Genomic DNA, 15642 nt, shown 5'->3' on the forward strand with positions numbered 1-15642 from the left:
TCCGTGCGGACGCACCGAACCGGCTCTGGCTCACCGACATCACGGAGCATTGGACGAGCGAAGGCAAGCTTTACTGCTGCGCGATCAAGGACGTGTTCTCGAACCGCATCGTCGGCTACTCGATCAGCGACCGGATGACCTCGAAGCTCGCCGTCGACGCCGTCCGAAACGCCGTCGCCCGCCGCGGTGAGGTCGCCGGCTGCATCCTGCACGCCGATAGGGGCAGCCAGTTTCGCAGCCGCGCGATGGTCCGCGAGTTACGCCGTCACGACATGGTCGGATCGATGGGACGAGTCGGCGCCGCCGGCGACAACGCGGCCATGGAGAGCTTCTGGTCACTGGTACAGACGAACGTTCTCAACCAGCAGCGGTGGGCCACTCGGCAGGAACTGCGCCTCGCGATCGTCGTCTGGATCGAGCGGAAGTATCACCGCCAACGAGCACAGGACACCCTCGGCGGGTTGACGCCGATCGAGTTCGAAGCCAAGCTAACCGAGCCGCAATCCCTCGCGGCCTAAACCGAATCTGTCACCGATTCCTGCTTCACGCCCGCCACCCCGCTAGGGTCGTAACGGCCGACGCCTGGCACCGGCACAGTCGAGCAAGGGGGCTTATCATTCGTACGAATTTCGATCCCCGCGCGACTTCGTCGCGCGACTTCTATCGCCTGTTGACGGCAGTCGTGGTCCCCCGACCGATCGCGTGGGTCTCCAGCACCTCTGAGGAGGGCGTGGACAACCTCGCGCCGCACTCCTTCTACACGGTCGCCTCGGTGCGGCCCCCGATCGTCCAGTTCACCTCGGTCGGTGAGAAGGACTCATTGCGCAATATCCGGGCGCGCAGAGAATTCGTCGTGAATCTCGCTCCTGCGTGGCTACTCGAAGAGGTCAACGCGACGGGTACGGACTTTGCTCCTGATATCAGCGAGTTCGACGCGGTGGGACTGACTCGGGAGCCGAGCGCCGTCGTGACACCGCCGCGGGTGAGGGAATCTCCAGTGGCTCTGGAGTGCAGGCTTCACCAGATCCTGCCCATGGGTGATTGCTACCTGGTTTTCGGCGAGATCGTGCATGCTGCGGTGTTCTCGGACGCGCTCGACACATCGCATCCGCAAATTGGCCTGCTGGAACCTCTCGCGCGGCTGGGGCGCGACGAATGGGGAACCATTGGGGCTATCCGCGAGATAAAGCGCATCCGCGCAGCTGACTGGCCGGGTCATTTCAGACGCGAGGCGGACGGGGCGTATGAATGAATGACGAGAGGCGGCCGGGGAACGCCCCGGCCGCCTCTCGCGGGCTTTGGACTAGCCGATCCCGAGGTGCACGAACACGAACCACACCAGAAGCGGGACGATGCCGATCATCGCTATCGCCCACAGCAGTAGCGCCCGGAAGAAGAGCCGCTCATCCTTAGGCTGCGCGCTCGCCATCAACAGGGCGCCGCTCGTGGACATCGGGCTCACATCCACGACCGAGGAGCTGATCGCGATGGCGGTCACGACACCGATCGGGCTCAGTAGGGGATCGGTCGCGATCGGTGTGACGATCGGGCTAATGACGCCCAGAGTGCCGGTGGTCGAGGCGAACGCCGAGACGATGCCGACCACGTAGCTCGTGATGAGCGCGGCGACGGAGCTGTTGCCGAGGCTCGCGATACCGGCCTGCAGCTCCTCGAGCGCACCCATCGCCTCGAGCATCCCCACGTAGGTGACGATGCCGGTCACCAGCAGGATCGCCGACCACGGCATCCCCTCCACGGCCGGCTTCTGGACGCCGGGCTTCACACAGATCAGCGCGACCGCGATGACCAGCGAAGCGACGCCGACATCCAGCCCGAAGACGGTGGTGAGCACGAGCAGGGCGACCAGGCCCGCCAGCGTCAGCAAGCGCATCGGGGTGACCTCGACCTTGACGGGACCGTCCGTGAGCGCGGCCGGCGCGACCTTGGTCCTCCGGGCGGTGAGGACGCCGGTCACCGCGCCGCTGCCCCCGGCCCCTGCTGCGCGGCCCGCCACGGCGTCCGCCGCTCGCGTGCCGGTGGGGTCGGTCGATGCACCGGGGCCGTTGGTCCCCTTGCGTCGGTTCATGATCGCCTGGATCACGGCATAGGCGATCACCGCCAGGATCGCGTTGAAGACGAAGCAGTAGATGTAGAGCTTCAGGGTGTCTTCAGTTCCGGCCCCGGCATCGTCGAGCATCACGTTCGCGAGCACGCCGAACGGGTTGACCGGAGAGAATGCGCCCGCGTTGGCGCCCTGGACGATGACCAGTCCCATGGCGAGGGTGCTGATCCCGAACCGCGTTCCGAGGGCGAGAGCCACCGGCGCGACGATGGCGATGGCCGCGGGCGTGAAAGCTCCGGCGGACGCCAGTGCCGCAGTGAGCAGGAACATGAGCACCGGTACGAGGACTCGGCGTTCTCCGGCCAGACGCTCGGCCCAGTAGGCCAGCAGGTCGATGGTGCCGGTGACGCGCACGATGCCGAACAGCAGCGTGGCCCCGACAAGGATGAAGAACAGCCCCGAGGGGAACTGCGCGATGACGTCCTTAATGGGCATGCCCGCGACGAAGGTGCCCACGCCGAACGCCGCGATGGTCGCGGCCAGTCCGGCGTTGATGCGCGTGAACGATCCCAGCGCGAAAGCGGCGATGAGGATCAGGAATGCGATGAGGGAGACAGACATCGTTGCGCCTATCCGCGGGCGACGCTCGCCGGAGCGTAAGCCCCGGACAGCAACCCGCCTGCACCCTCGATCGCCGGGGTGTGCCCGAGCGCCTTGAGGATCTCGTAGGTCGTGGCCGTGGCCGCGGTGATGACGGGGAGGCCGAGCTCGTCCTCGACGGCCTGAACGGCCGGGAGCGACGGCATCTGTACGCACGCCGAGAGGACGATGGCGTCGGCGCCCTCTCGCTTAAGCTTGCGCGCGATCTCCGGCAGCTTCTGCGGGTCGAGCGCGCCCACGGCGAGGTTGTCGTCGACCTCGAGGCTGATCGCGTCGAGCACTTCGATGCCCGCCCCCTCGATGTACTCCCGCACCATCTGGGTCAGGGGCAGCATGTACGGCGCCACCATCGCGACTCTGCGTGCGCCCATCGCCTGCAGGGTCCGCACCAGGGCACCGGCGCTGCTGGTGACCTCCGCCGGGTGGCCGTTCTCGCGCGCGGCAGAGGCGATGACCTCCTCCGAGCCCGTGTGGGCGTTGGGCCCCTGCGCCATCACGGCCACTAGGCAGGCGTAGGCGATGACGTCGACGTCGGCATCCGAGACGGCGCGGGCGCAGTCGCCGGCCTTGCCCACCATGGCCAACAGTTCTTCGCGATTGACCTGCTTCAGTGCCGCCCGGGCGGAGTGGAAGGTGTAGCGCTGCCCTGTCGCTTCCGACTGGCGGCGGAAGAGTTCGGGGAGTTCGGTTTCCATCGTGGTGTTGGAACTGGGAACGATGAGACCTACTCGGGTCGTTCGGGCGGACCCGGGCTCGGGGGCGGTTTCACACGTGATGTCAGAGAGGGTCACAGATACTCCATTGGATCGGCGGTGCGATGCAGAACCCACTTCGTGGGATCGGGGATCAGTATGTGGGATTGATTCCGGGCGTGTCAACGTCTCGAGGTGCGCGAAGGGTGGTCGTCGAGCGCCATCGGTAAGTGGCTAGGCTTGGGGGCGCCCGCACGTAGGTGTCAGCGAGAGGGAACATTGGCAGACAAACAGCCCTCTGCGGCAGCGCCGATTCTGGTGCTGCACAAGGTGGCGGAGATTCTCAACTGCTTCTCGGTCGAGGAGCCGGAGCCCACCCTCCAGCGGCTCATCCAGAAGACGGGCCTACCCTCGAGCACCTGCCAGCGGCTGGTCCAGAACATGGTGCGCGAGGGCTTCCTGGACCGCGACGGAGACCGGTACCGCATCGGGATCGGTCTCGTCCGATGGGCGACGCCGGGCACCGTCGGACTGGACGTCGTGCGCCTTATTCGTCCCGTGCTGCAGGGGTTGCGCGATGAGACCGGTGAGACCGCCTGCCTGTACATCCGGGATGGGTCATTCCGCACCGTGGTGGCCGTGGCGGAGACACGCCACGTGGTCATGCGTCCCTTCATGGTGGGCCAGGTCATGCCCATCCATGCTGGAGCCCCCGGCAAGATCTTCCTGGCCTATGACCCTGAAGCATGGGAGGCGCTAGATGATGCGACGCTGACAAAGTTCACCGCCGTAACGCCCGACAGCTTGCAGCAGCTGCAGGCGCAGTCATCCGTGGCCCGTAGTCAGGGTTACTACGCGGCGTTCGGTGAGCGTCACGAAGACGTCGGATCCATCAGCGCACCGGTCTTCGATCACGTAGGCAGGCTGGCAGGTGTAATCGGCCTGGGGTTTCCCACGCAGCGAGTCCATCCCGACGACGTGCAGCGTCTCGGCCCGCTGGTCGCGGAGGCAGCAGGAGAGGCCAGCAGGCGATTGGGGCACGCTGCCTGATCAGACAATGCGCCGTTCTGGGTCAGATCTCCAGACTCTCTTGACCCTCGTGCGCCACTCGTCGCGACGCATACGGCGCTCCCCGGAGCAGGTAGCGCTGACCGTGATCACGAGTCCTGGTGAGTTCGTTGCGGCGACGAATGGAGGGGCTGACGGGAATCGAACCCGCGCTGTCTGCTTGGGAATGAGCCGCAGTGCCCTAGCGAAATCCGCTCGATTATGCTGTTTTTGCCTGGTCAGGCGTGGAATCAGTCTATCAGCGACCTTCCGGAGGTCGCGCAGCGCGCCATGAGCTGACCGCCGCGGGCCGGTCGCTCGTCCCCAGGCGGTGCGGTGCCGCGGGTGCTCCACGAGAGGGCAGGCGTCGCTCCGGCGCGACGCTCTGCCTCCCTAGCGTGGGCCCGTGTCGGTCATCGAGGGGCATCCCGTCGAGCGGATCGAGCCGCGGTCGCGCCGCGTCGTCCATGCCGTCGACCGAGTGGGCGCGCGCGACATGCGGATGGTGCCGGTCGCGATCGCCGCGTGGGCGGTGGCCCTGTGGGCGGTCGCGGTCCCGGCCTCGGCCGGTGCGGTGTCGATCGCCGCGTGGCTTCTCGCCCTGGGCGGCGTGCTCGCGTGGCGGTGGGTCGGGGCGCGCACCGCGTGCGCGGTGGCCGTTCTGGCGTGTGCCGCCGCGGGTGCCGTATCGGGGCACGTGGCGCTTGCCCATCCGGTGCGCGAGGCGGCCGTCGCTTTCGCGACCGGCGGCGGCCGCGCCATCGAGGTCGAGGTCGTGGTCGCCTCGAAGGTGGAGCGCCACGGCGATGCGCTGTGGTTCGACGCCGAGGCCGCGGCGGTGCGGCGGGGCGCGGACTCTCTGCTCGGCGCGGTGCCGGTGACCGTCAGCGTCCCGCAGGACGCCGTGAGCGGTGCCGGGCTGGATCTCGGTTCGACGGTGGTGGCGCGGGGCAGCGCGCAGCCGGGTGACGCGGGGGAGCGCGCGGCGCTGGTCGTGTTCGCACGCGAGGTGCAGGTGACCTCGACCCCGCCGGCCGGGCTCGATCTCGCCGCGGAGCTGCGGGACGGACTGGTGGAGCGGGCCTCCGCCCTTCCTGCGCCGGGCGCGATGCTGCTGCCCGGCCTCGCGGTGGGGGACACGCGCGCGGTGTCCGAAGACCTGGATGCGGCGATGAAGGCGGCGTCGCTGAGCCACCTCACCGCCGTGTCGGGGGCCAACTGCGCGCTCGTCGTCGGGATCGCCTTCGGCGCCGCCGCGCTGCTCGGCGCCGCGCGCGGCGTGCGCGTGGCCGTCGCGCTGGCGGCGCTGGCGGGGTTCGTGGTGCTCGTGACGCCGGAGCCCAGCGTCGTCCGCGCGGCCACCATGGCGTCGATCGCGCTGCTCGCGCTCGTGCTGGGACGGGTGGGCGCGGGGGTCTCGGTGCTCGCCCTGGCGACGACCGTGCTGGTGATCGCCGATCCGTGGCTGTCGGCGTCGTACGGATTCGTGCTGTCGGTGGTCGCGACGGGCTCGCTCCTCCTCCTCGCCCGGCCGCTTGCGGCGGGGCTCTCCCGCTGGATGCCCTCGCCGCTCGCGCTCGCGCTCAGCGTGCCGCTCGCGGCCCAGCTCGCGTGCGGGCCCGTGCTCGTCCTGCTGGCGCCGGAGGTTCCCGCGTACGGCGTCGTCGCGAACCTCCTGGCCGCGCCGGCGGCGCCGCTCGTGACGATCGCCGGGCTCGCGGCGTGCCTGGCCGCGCCGCTGCCGGTGCTCGCGGACGGCCTCGCCGCCGTGGCGTGGGTGCCGTCCGCGTGGATCGCCGCGACGGCGCAGACGGTGTCGGCCCTGCCCGGAGCGCGCGTGCTGTGGCCGCCCGGGCTGGGCGGCGCCGTCCTCCTCGCTCTGGCCGGAGCGACCGCGGGCGTCCTGATCGCGCGCGCAGGGCGCATCGGCGCGTGGGACGTGTGGGCCCGTCGCGTCGGGGCGGCGGGATTGGCGCTCGGCACGGGGGCTGCGGTCGGCGCGACCGCCCTGACGGGCGTCGCCGGGCCGCTCGCCGCCCCGCGCGACTGGGCGATCGCCGCCTGCGACGTCGGTCAGGGCGACGCGCTCGTGGTGCGCTCCGCGGGATCCGTCGCCGTGATCGACACGGGTCCCGAGCCCGAGCCGCTGAGCTCCTGCCTCGCCAGGCTCGGGGTCGCCCGCGTCGACCTGCTCGTGCTCACGCACTTCGACGTCGACCACGCGGGCGGTGCCGCGGCGCTGCGCGACCGGGTCGGCACGGTGCTGCACGGCCCGCTCGGCGAAGCGGCGGATGCGCGCGCGCTCGACGAGCTGGGCGCGGCGCAGCGGATCCAGGTCGCGGCGGGCGCGACGGGGATGCTCGGCTCCGCGCGATGGCGCGTGCTGTGGCCGCGGGCCGCGTCCGCGGCGTTCCCCGCGGGCAACGACGCGAGCGTGGTGATCGAGATCGCGGGCCCCGACGTGCCGCGGTCGATCCTCCTCGGCGACCTGTCCGCCTCCGCGCAGGCGGCGCTCCTCGGGACCGGACTGCTCGCGGGACCGTACCCCGTGGTGAAGGTCGCCCACCACGGCAGCGCCGACCAGCTGCCCGAGCTCTACGGCGAGATCGGCCCGTCGGTCGCCCTCGTCACGGTCGGCGCGGACAACGACTACGGTCACCCGCGCGAGGAGATCCTCACCACGCTCGCGGCGCTCGGAGCCTCCGTCGCGCGCACGGATCGATCCGGCCTCGTGCTCGTCTCGCCCTCGCCGGACGGCGTGACCGTCTGGCGCGAGCGGCCGCCGTGAGCGCGGGCGGTGTCTGCGCCCGCCGGTAGGCTGAGGTCATGGCACCCGCACCCGCTTCGAAGTCCCCGGCGCGCGGTGCGAAGTCCTTGATCCCGCAGCTGTCGTGGCGTGCGCCGCGCCCGGCTCCGATCGTGCTGGTGTCCGGCCCCGAGGAGGTCTGCGCCGAGCGCGCGATCGCAGGCGTGCGCGACTACCTGAAGGCCGAGGATCCGGCCGTCGAGATCAGCGACATCCGGGCCGACGACTACACGGCGGGCACGTTGCTGGCCGTGTCTGCGCCCTCGCTGTTCGGCGAGCCGCGCCTCGTGCGCGTGTCGGGCGTGGAGAAGTGCTCGGATGCGTTCCTGACCGAGGCGCTGGCCTATATCGACCAGCCGCAGGAGGGCGCGACCGTCGTGCTGCGCCACACGGGCGCCAGCGTGCGCGGCAAGAAGCTGCTCGACGCGATCCGCGCGGGTGTCGGTGGGGGAGTCGAGGTGCCGTGCCCCGCGATCAAGCGCGACGCCGAGCGTCATGATTTCGCCGCCGGCGAGTTCAAGGCCGCGGGTCGACGCATCGCGCCCCGGGCGCTGCAGGCACTGCTGTCTGCCTTCAGCGACGACCTCACCGAGCTCGCGGCGGCCTGCCAGCAGCTGATCTCGGACGTCGACGGCGACATCGGCGAGGACGTCGTCACCCGCTATTACGGCGGCCGCGTCGAGACCAACGCGTTCGCGGTGGCCGACACGGCGATCGCGGGCCGCTACGGCGAGGCGCTCATCGGCCTGCGCCACGCGCTGGCGTCGGGCGCCGACCCCGTGCCGATCGTGGCCGCGTTCGCGATGAAGCTGCGCACCATGGCGAAGGTCGCGGGATCCCGCGAGCCCGCCCGTGCGCTGGCCGCGCGGCTGGGGATGAAGGACTGGCAGGTGGATCGCGCGCGTCGCGACCTGCAGGCCGGCTGGACGCAGTCGACGCTCGGCCTCGCGATCCAGGCCGCCGCGCGTGCGGACGCCGAGGTCAAGGGCGCCTCGCGCGACCCGGTGTTCGCGCTCGAGCGCATGGTCGCGGTCATCGCGACCCGCCGCCCCTTCGGAGAGTAAGAGAAGAGCCCGCCCCCGACGGGGACGGGCTCTCTTCAGAAGGGGCGGCTCAGAGAGCGGCGACCTTCTTGGCGATCGCCGACTTGCGGTTGGCGGCCTGGTTCTTGTGGATGACGCCCTTGCTGGCGGCCTTGTCGAGCTTCTTGGCGGCCTTGAGCAGGGCGGCCTCGGCGGCGGCCTTGTCGCCGGCGGCGATGGCCTCGCGGGTGCGGCGGACGACCGACTTCAGCTCGCTCTTGACGGCCTTGTTGCGCTCGCGGGCCTTCTCGTTGGTCTTGTTGCGCTTGATCTGCGACTTGATGTTTGCCACGTGTCAGAGGACTTTCGTTCAGAGGTTGTTCGGACGATGTCGCTTGACGGTAGAGGGGCGTCGCACGACGGGTGCGGGGTGGGACCCACACGCAAGCCAAGGACCTACTCTACCAGGTCAGCGCGCATCCTCCCGGCGTTCGCGGCTCTCGATCACGGCGATCGCCAGGTCGAGCACGGCGTTGAACACGTCCGGTCGCATGGCCGTGACGAGGTGGGTCGTGCGCGGCACGACGATCAGCTCCGCCCCGGGCACCGCGGCCGCGAACCGCCTCTCGTGCAGCCGCAGCTGATCCCACTGCCCGTTCACGAACCACACGGGCACCCGGATGCGTCGCAGCGCGGCCATCAGGTCCAGGACCGAGAGGCTGCGGAGGGCCGCGTCCTGCGCCCCGAAGGCGTACCCGCCGGCGCCGAAGTCGCGGCGGGTCTCGTCCGGCAGGGTGGCGTGCAGCATCGCCTTCGTGAAGACCACGCCGCGACCCGGCAGCGCGTTGAAGCCGCCCATGAGCGTGCGGTACGCGCGCAGCCCGAGGCCGCGGGGGATGGACGTGCTCGATACCGCGACCAGTCCCGCCACCGGCGGCGGATCCTCGGCCCCGACGTACTCGGTGGCGAGGAGACCGCCCATCGAGTGGCCCACGAGCAGCACGGGCCCGGCGGCGGCGGCCGAGCGCACCGCGGCGTCGATCGCCGAGAATGCGCCCTCGAGCGTGAACGTCTCGGACATCCGCGTGCCGTGGCCCGGCAGATCGATCGCGTGGGCGGAGACGCCTCGGCCTTCGAGGTGAGCCACCTGCGCGCGCCACATGGTCGCGGACGTCCGGATCCCGTGGACGAGCACGACCTGCACAGCCATGCCGCCCACGCTACCGGGGCGGCCCGCGAACGACGTCGGGGCCGGTGGCTGAGCCACCGACCCCGACGCGCCGATCGTCAGATCAGCGACGGATCACTCCGACTTCTCCCAGCCGACGTTCTCGACCGGCTGCAGGCCGAAGAGGTCCAGACCCGTGTAGGTCTCGGGCGTGAGGTTCGCGAGACCCTCGGTCGCCATCGAGATCCACGGACCCATGTACAGCGGCAGGATGCCCCAGGTCTCGGCGATGATCTCGGCCTCGAGCTTCAGACCGGCCTCGGTCTGCTCCTCGGCCGTGGGCAGAGCCGACACCTCGTTCTTGATGCGCTCGTCGATCTCCGGCGTGCCGGTGGCCGACAGGTTCAGGCCGCTGTCCGAGCAGTACAGCTGGCACATGTAGGCCACGCCGTACGGGTCGCTCGACGAGAAGCCCAGCATCACGAGGTCCCAGTCCTTCGTCGTCAGGACGGTCGAGAAGTCGCTCGCGGGGCGGGCGTCGATCTCGATCTTGACGCCGATCTCGGCGAGCTGCGTCTGGACGACCTGGGCGCGCGCCTGCGTGAGCGGGTCGTCGCCGAAGATCGGGAGGCGACCCTCGAGCGCGACGCCGTCCTTCTCGCGGACGTCGCCGTTCAGCGTCCAGCCGGCCTCGTCGAGGATCGCGTTCGCGTCCTCGACGTTGAACTCCCAGCCCGCCTCGGACAGGGCGTCGACGTAGCCCTCCTGGAACGGGAACAGGTTGAGCGAGCCGACGGGCTCCTCGGTGTAGCCGAGGCCGTCCCACATGACCTGCTTGATCTGCTCGCGGTCGATCGCCTTGAACATGGCCTCGCGGACCTCGAGGTCGGCGAACTGCGGGCGCTCGGCGTTGATCTGGAGCAGGTTCGTCGCGGTGCGCTGGGCGCGGTACGTGACGGCGCCCTCGACGTCCTTGAGCTGCTCGAGGTTGTCGGCCGACAGGTTGTCGACGTAGTCGATCTCGCCGTTCTGGAAGGCGTTGACCGCCGCGACCGGCTCGAGCACGCGGAACGTGACCTTGTCGAGCAGCGGCTCGTCGCCCCACCAGTTCTCGTTCGGCACGAACGAGATGGTGCCGCCGTTCTTGTCGAACTCGTCGATCTTGTACGGGCCGGCGCCCCAGTCGGCGTTCGGCTCCTCGAGGTAGCCCTCGTTGAAGATCTCCGGGCTGTTCACGGCCGGGTGCAGCGGGTGCCAGAACAGGCCCTGCCACCAGGGGTACACCTGCGAGAAGGTGACCACGGCCTGGAACTCGTCCTCGCCCTGCTCGACCGACTCGATCAGCGAGTAGCCGTCGGTCGAGTTCGGGTTGTAGCCCTCTTCGCTCGAGCGGTTCGCCTCCCACGTGACCTTGTACGACTCCCACGTGAACGGCGTGCCGTCGTTGAAGGTCGCCTCGGGGTTGATCGTGAAGGTGACGACCGTCTTGCCGTCGACCTCCTCGGCCTCCCAGCCCGTGAGGTAGTTCGGGTTGGCCGACGCCTCGCCCTCCGGCGACATCAGGATCGTCTGCGGGTTGTACCACTCCCAGATGGTCGCGGTGTCGACCGAGCCGTCCGAGTGGTTCACGTTCATCTGCGGCGTGATCTCGGTGATGGGGAAGACGACCTCGCCGCCCTGCTCGAGGTTCTCGCGGGGCTGCGGGTTGTAGTCCGCGCCCTCGATCGTCTCGGCCGGCGTCTCCTCGGTCGTGCCTCCGCCGTTGCCGCCGCCGGCGCAGCCGGCGAGGGTGAGAGCGAGCGCGCCGCCTGCGGCGACCACGCCCAGCAGCTTGTGCTGCAGCTTCATCTTGGTGCTCCTTTCGGCGCCTGGTGGGCGCCCGTGGGATGGTGGGGACTGTTCAGTTGGATTGCGTGAGTCGGCGGCCGAGGGCCGCCGGCCGTCGGACATCAGCGGTAATGACAGGCGTTCACGTGGACGGGCTGCCCGTCTGCTGTGGCGCGCCCCGTGAGAGCCGGGGTCTCCGACTCGCAGCGGGAGCGCTCCGCGTCACCGAGCGTCTTGTACAGCGGGCACCGGCTCACGAACGGGCAGCCCTTGGGCTTCTCGGTCGGGCTGGGGAGATCCCCCGAGAGCACGATGCGCTCACGGGTCCGTTCCTTCACTGGATCGGGCACGGGGATCGCCGACAGCAGCGCCTGCGTGTACGGATGCTGCGGATTGTCGAACACCTCGTCCACGTCGCCGTGCTCGACGAAGCTTCCGAGGTACATCACCGCCACGCGGTCGGCGATGTGACGCACGACCGAGAGGTCGTGCGCGACGAACAGGTACGAGAGCCCCAGCTTGACCTTGAGCTCGTCGAGGAGATTGATGACGCCCGCCTGGATCGACACGTCGAGCGCCGAGACGGGCTCGTCGAGCACGACCACCTTCGGGTTGGTCGCCAGGGCGCGCGCGATGCCGATGCGCTGGCGCTGGCCGCCCGAGAACGCGGTCGGGAAGCGGTCGCTGTGCGCCGGGTTGAGGCCCACGAGGTCCATGAGCTCGTCGACGCGCGCCTCGACGCGCTCCCGCGGCTCGCGGATCGTGCGCAGCGGCTCGGCGATGATGTCGAACACCGTCATGCGGGGGTCGAGCGCGCCCATCGGGTCCTGGAACACGATCTGGATGTCGCGGCGCAGGCGCCGCTCGTCGCGGCCGCCCTTCACGTCGCCGACGCTCGTGCCCACGATCCGGATGTCGCCGTCGTCCTGCGGGACGAAGTCCATGATCTGCAGCAGGGTCGTGGTCTTGCCCGAGCCGGACTCGCCCACGATCGCCATGGTCTCGCCCTCGCGCACGTCGAACGTGACGCCCTTGACGGCGTGCACCTCGCCGATCTTGCGCTTCAGGAACGCGCCCTTGGTGAGCGGGAACGTCTTCGTGAGGTTCTCGACCTGCAGCGTGACGGGCCGCTCCTCGCGCGGGGTGCGCACCAGGTCGGAGGTCGGGATGACCGGCACGGGGTAGACGGGCGCGCCGTCGATCCGGCCGCTGCGGATCTCCTCGGCGCGGATGCAGGCCGCGCGGTGGTCGGCCTTGCCCCGGACCGGCAGCAGCTCGGGCTCCTTGCGGCGGCACGCGTCGACGACGATGGGGCAGCGGTCGGCGAACGGGCACGCGTCCGGCAGATCGATCAGCAGGGGAGGGTTGCCCTTGATCGGCACCAGCGGCTGCTTCTCGGCCTTGTCTACGCGCGGGATCGCGCCCAGCAGGCCGATCGAGTACGGCATGCGCGTGTCGCCGAACAGCTCGTCGACCGGCGCCTGCTCGATCGGCTTGCCCGCGTACATCACGAGCACGTCGTCCGCGATGTTCGCGACGACGCCCATGTCGTGCGTGATCATGATCACGGCCGCGCCGGTCTCGCGCTGCGCGGTCTTGATCAGCTCGAGGATCTGCGCCTGGATCGTCACGTCGAGCGCGGTGGTCGGCTCGTCCGCGATGATCAGCTTCGGATCGTTGGCCATCGCGATCGCGATCACGACGCGCTGGCGCATGCCGCCCGAGAACTCGTGCGGGAACGACTTGAGCCGCTTCTCGGGGTTCGGGATGCCCACGAGGCGCAGCAGCTCGATCGCGCGCTCGGTCGCGGCCTGACGCGACATCCGGCCGTTGTGGACCGTGAGCGCCTCGATGATCTGGTCGCCGATCGTGAACACCGGGGTGAGCGACGTCAGCGGGTCCTGGAAGATCATCGCGATGCCGTTGCCGCGCAGCTTCGACAGCTGGGCGTCCGTGCGGCCCAGCAGCTCCTGGCCGTCGAACACGATGGATCCGCCGATGCGGGCGTTGTCGTCGAGCAGGCCCATGACCGCGAGAGAGGTGACCGACTTGCCCGAGCCCGACTCGCCCACGATGCCGAGCGTGCGCCCGGGCATGAGGTCGAACGAGACGCCGCGCACGGCGTCGACCCGGCCGGCCTCGGAGGCGAAGCTGACGGTGAGGTCGCGGACGGAGAGGACGGGGCTGGTGGCGGGGCTCATGCGCGGCCTCCCGCCGCCGAGGTCGGGTCGAGGGCGTCGCGCAGGCCGTCGGCGACGAGCGCCATCGAGACGGTCAGCAGCGTGAGGACGGCGGCGGGGAAGTAGAACAGCCACGGCGCGCTCGACACCGTGCTGGCGCCGATGCCGATGAGCGAGCCGAGCGACACGTCGGGCAGCTTGACGCCGAAGCCGATGAACGACAGGCCGGTCTCGGCCACGACGGCGTTCACGACGCCGAGCGTGAAGTTGATCACGAGCAGCGAGCCGATGTTGGGCAGCATGTGGCGCAGCACGATCGTGATGCCGGGCACGCCCATGTAGCGCGCGGCGTGGATGTACTCGCGCTCGCGCAGCGACAGCGACAGGGTCCAGATCGTGCGGGCCGCGAAGAACCAGCTGACGAAGATCAGCACGAGGGCGATCACGCGCCAGTCGCCGCCCGAGTCGTTCGAGATCATCGACAGCAGCAGGAACGTCGGCGTCAGCATCAGGAAGTGGATGACGAACAGGCTGACCTTCTCGATCCATCCGCCGAAGTACGCGGCGGCGGCGCCCACGACCGCCGAGATGATCGTCGACCCGGTCGAGACCACGACCGCGATCATGAGCGACCGCTGCAGGCCGACGACGACCATCGCATAAAGGTCGTTGCCGGCGTTGTTGGTGCCGAACCAGTGGTCCGCGTTCGGCGGGTCGCTGAGCGCCAGGAAGTCCAGCTCGATGTGGTCGTACTTCTGGAACAGCGGTCCCAACACGGCGAAGACGACGAGCAGCGCGAAGATGGCCAGGCCCGCGAGCGCGGGGCGGTTGCGCGCGAAGCGGCGGGAGTAGAGCTCCCACTTCGACATGCGCTTGCGGCCGGCGCGCAGCTCGGGCTCGGAGGGCGGCGGGTTGTCGCCGTGCTCGAGCGGATCGATCAGCTGGTCTGCGATGCTCATGTTCAGCTCACCCGCACTCGGGGGTCCAGGATCACGACGGCGATGTCGGCGAGCACGGCGCCGATCGCCGTGAGCACGGCGCTGAACGCCGCGATCGCGACGACGCCGTGGATGTCGTTCAGCGTGATCGTGTCGAGGAAGTACTTGCCCATGCCCTCCCAGGCGAAGATCCGCTCGGTGAGGATCGCGCCCGTGAAGATGCCGGGGATGGAGAAGGCCACCTGCGTGGCGACGGGGATGAGCGACGTCCGCAGCGCGTGGCGGCGGATCGCCTGCTGCTTCGTGAGGCCCTTGGCGCGCGCCATCCGCACGTAGTCGGTCTTGATGTTGTCCAGCAGCAGCGAGCGCTGCAGGAAGTGGTACGTGGCGTAGCCGATCAGGACGAGCGACAGGGTCGGCAACACGAGGTGCTGCAGCTTGTCGACGAGCACGGGGAAGAGGCCCTCGACGCCCGGTGATGAAGCGCCGGTGACGAAGAAGATGCGCTCGCCGACCGCGTTGTTCAGCGCGATCGCCAGCAGAACGATGCCGAGCGCGGCGACCACGACGGGGATGTTCATGGTCACGATCGAGATGCCCTGCCACACGCGGTCGGCCGTCTTGTACTGCCGCGACGCCGTGTACACGCCGAGGCCGACGCCGAGCAGCGTGAGGAGGATGGTCGCGCCGAGCATCAGCTCCGCCGAGACCCACATGCGGTACGCGACCTGCTCGTTGACCGACTGCCCGACCGGGCTCACGCCCCAGTCCCAGCGCAGCACGATGCCGCTGATCCAGTTCCACCAGCGCGTCACGAGCGGCACGGTGTCGCTCAGGTTGCGCGGCTCGAGGAGATTCACGATCTCCTGCTCGGACAGGGGCGGACGGCGGCCGACGTAGTTCGCGCGGGGGTCCAGGTAACCCCAGGCCAGGAAATACGTGAGATTGGTCACCGCCACGATCATCAACAGCCAGCCCGCAGTGCGGCGCAGCAGGAATCGGATCAAGGCGTGGAACTCTTTCTGACGACGTTGTCGGCGACTCTACCCTCGGCCCGCAGTATCACCATGACGAGACGCGGATGGGCGAAAAGCGTTACCGATCTGTGCTCTCGTCGTGAAAAGCGCGCAACGTGCGGGTGACGACCGCGCAACCTGCATAGTGCACGCGCGAGCGCACGGAAGCAAGCCGCACGATGTGAGCGCTCCCGCGCGCGGCGGGCGGAGCGGGCCGCGCACCG

Annotated in this window: 13 protein-coding genes; 5 read left to right on the forward strand and 8 right to left on the reverse strand. The window is 69.7% G+C overall.

Going from position 1 to position 15642, the window contains the following annotated elements; genetic code table 11:
• Both B5M43_RS11895 and B5M43_RS11900 read left to right on the forward strand, forming a co-directional pair.
• Positions 1–518, forward strand: a 518-nt coding sequence (locus B5M43_RS11895) for an IS3 family transposase (RefSeq protein ID WP_230668013.1), incomplete at its 5' end; no start/stop codon positions are given.
• Between the two features lie 212 nt (positions 519–730).
• The gene (locus B5M43_RS11900; RefSeq protein WP_374198167.1) at positions 731–1252 is read left to right on the forward strand and encodes a flavin reductase family protein; all 522 of its coding nucleotides are present in this window, start codon (positions 731–733) and stop codon (positions 1250–1252) included.
• Between the two features lie 51 nt (positions 1253–1303).
• On the opposite strand, the gene B5M43_RS11905 is transcribed toward B5M43_RS11900, so the two are convergent.
• Together B5M43_RS11905 and B5M43_RS11910 are read right to left on the reverse strand one after the other, a co-directional pair.
• Complete coding sequence (locus tag B5M43_RS11905; RefSeq protein ID WP_134747247.1) at positions 1304–2683, reverse strand: SLC13 family permease; 1380 nt, start codon at positions 2681–2683, stop codon at positions 1304–1306.
• Between the two features lie 8 nt (positions 2684–2691).
• Complete coding sequence (locus B5M43_RS11910) at positions 2692–3552, reverse strand: aspartate/glutamate racemase family protein (RefSeq protein ID WP_308068434.1); 861 nt, start codon at positions 3550–3552, stop codon at positions 2692–2694.
• A 141-nt stretch (positions 3553–3693) separates the two neighbouring features.
• Here B5M43_RS11910 and B5M43_RS11915 point away from each other — a divergent pair, with 141 nt between their 5' ends.
• The 3 genes from B5M43_RS11915 (at position 3694) to holA (ending at position 8331) form a co-directional block, all read left to right on the forward strand.
• On the forward strand, positions 3694–4464 hold the full coding sequence (locus B5M43_RS11915) for an IclR family transcriptional regulator (RefSeq protein WP_134747244.1): 771 nt from the start codon (positions 3694–3696) through the stop codon (positions 4462–4464).
• Between the two features lie 403 nt (positions 4465–4867).
• Positions 4868–7249 carry a ComEC/Rec2 family competence protein gene (locus B5M43_RS11920; RefSeq protein ID WP_230668019.1) on the forward strand — a complete coding sequence of 794 codons (2382 nt, stop codon included), beginning with the start codon at positions 4868–4870 and terminating at the stop codon, positions 7247–7249.
• Positions 7250–7287: 38 nt separating this feature from the next.
• Positions 7288–8331, forward strand: a complete 1044-nt coding sequence (gene holA, locus B5M43_RS11925) for a DNA polymerase III subunit delta (RefSeq protein ID WP_134747277.1) — start codon at positions 7288–7290, stop codon at positions 8329–8331.
• 49 nt (positions 8332–8380) lie between these two features.
• On the opposite strand, the gene rpsT is transcribed toward holA, so the two are convergent.
• From rpsT to B5M43_RS11955, 6 genes are all read right to left on the reverse strand, one after another.
• Positions 8381–8641 carry a 30S ribosomal protein S20 gene (gene rpsT, locus B5M43_RS11930; RefSeq protein WP_055988833.1) on the reverse strand — a complete coding sequence of 87 codons (261 nt, stop codon included), beginning with the start codon at positions 8639–8641 and terminating at the stop codon, positions 8381–8383.
• A 117-nt stretch (positions 8642–8758) separates the two neighbouring features.
• Positions 8759–9499, reverse strand: a complete 741-nt coding sequence (locus B5M43_RS11935) for an alpha/beta fold hydrolase (protein WP_230668023.1) — start codon at positions 9497–9499, stop codon at positions 8759–8761.
• 93 nt (positions 9500–9592) lie between these two features.
• Positions 9593–11305 carry an ABC transporter family substrate-binding protein gene (locus B5M43_RS11940; RefSeq protein WP_134747028.1) on the reverse strand — a complete coding sequence of 571 codons (1713 nt, stop codon included), beginning with the start codon at positions 11303–11305 and terminating at the stop codon, positions 9593–9595.
• Between the two features lie 101 nt (positions 11306–11406).
• The gene (locus B5M43_RS11945; RefSeq protein WP_134747030.1) at positions 11407–13485 is read right to left on the reverse strand and encodes an ABC transporter ATP-binding protein; all 2079 of its coding nucleotides are present in this window, start codon (positions 13483–13485) and stop codon (positions 11407–11409) included.
• Positions 13482–14423 carry an ABC transporter permease gene (locus B5M43_RS11950; protein ID WP_230668026.1) on the reverse strand — a complete coding sequence of 314 codons (942 nt, stop codon included), beginning with the start codon at positions 14421–14423 and terminating at the stop codon, positions 13482–13484. Before B5M43_RS11950 ends, B5M43_RS11945 begins: the two co-directional genes overlap by 4 nt.
• A 2-nt stretch (positions 14424–14425) precedes the next feature.
• The gene (locus tag B5M43_RS11955) at positions 14426–15409 is read right to left on the reverse strand and encodes an ABC transporter permease (RefSeq protein ID WP_055988828.1); all 984 of its coding nucleotides are present in this window, start codon (positions 15407–15409) and stop codon (positions 14426–14428) included.
• Positions 15410–15642 lie beyond the last annotated feature (233 nt).

Origin of the sequence: Microbacterium sp. MEC084, from assembly GCF_004514465.2 — a bacterium.
Classification (GTDB): Bacteria; Actinomycetota; Actinomycetes; order Actinomycetales; family Microbacteriaceae; genus Microbacterium.

Coding starts and splice junctions, on each gene's coding strand:
- B5M43_RS11935 (WP_230668023.1), bottom strand. CDS start 9,499: ATGGCTGTGCAGGTCGTGCTCGTCCACGGGATCCGGACGTCCGCGACC.
- B5M43_RS11945 (WP_134747030.1), bottom strand. CDS start 13,485: ATGAGCCCCGCCACCAGCCCCGTCCTCTCCGTCCGCGACCTCACCGTC.
- B5M43_RS11940 (WP_134747028.1), bottom strand. CDS start 11,305: ATGAAGCTGCAGCACAAGCTGCTGGGCGTGGTCGCCGCAGGCGGCGCG.
- holA (WP_134747277.1), top strand. CDS start 7,288: ATGGCACCCGCACCCGCTTCGAAGTCCCCGGCGCGCGGTGCGAAGTCC.
- B5M43_RS11950 (WP_230668026.1), bottom strand. CDS start 14,423: ATGAGCATCGCAGACCAGCTGATCGATCCGCTCGAGCACGGCGACAAC.
- B5M43_RS11905 (WP_134747247.1), bottom strand. CDS start 2,683: ATGTCTGTCTCCCTCATCGCATTCCTGATCCTCATCGCCGCTTTCGCG.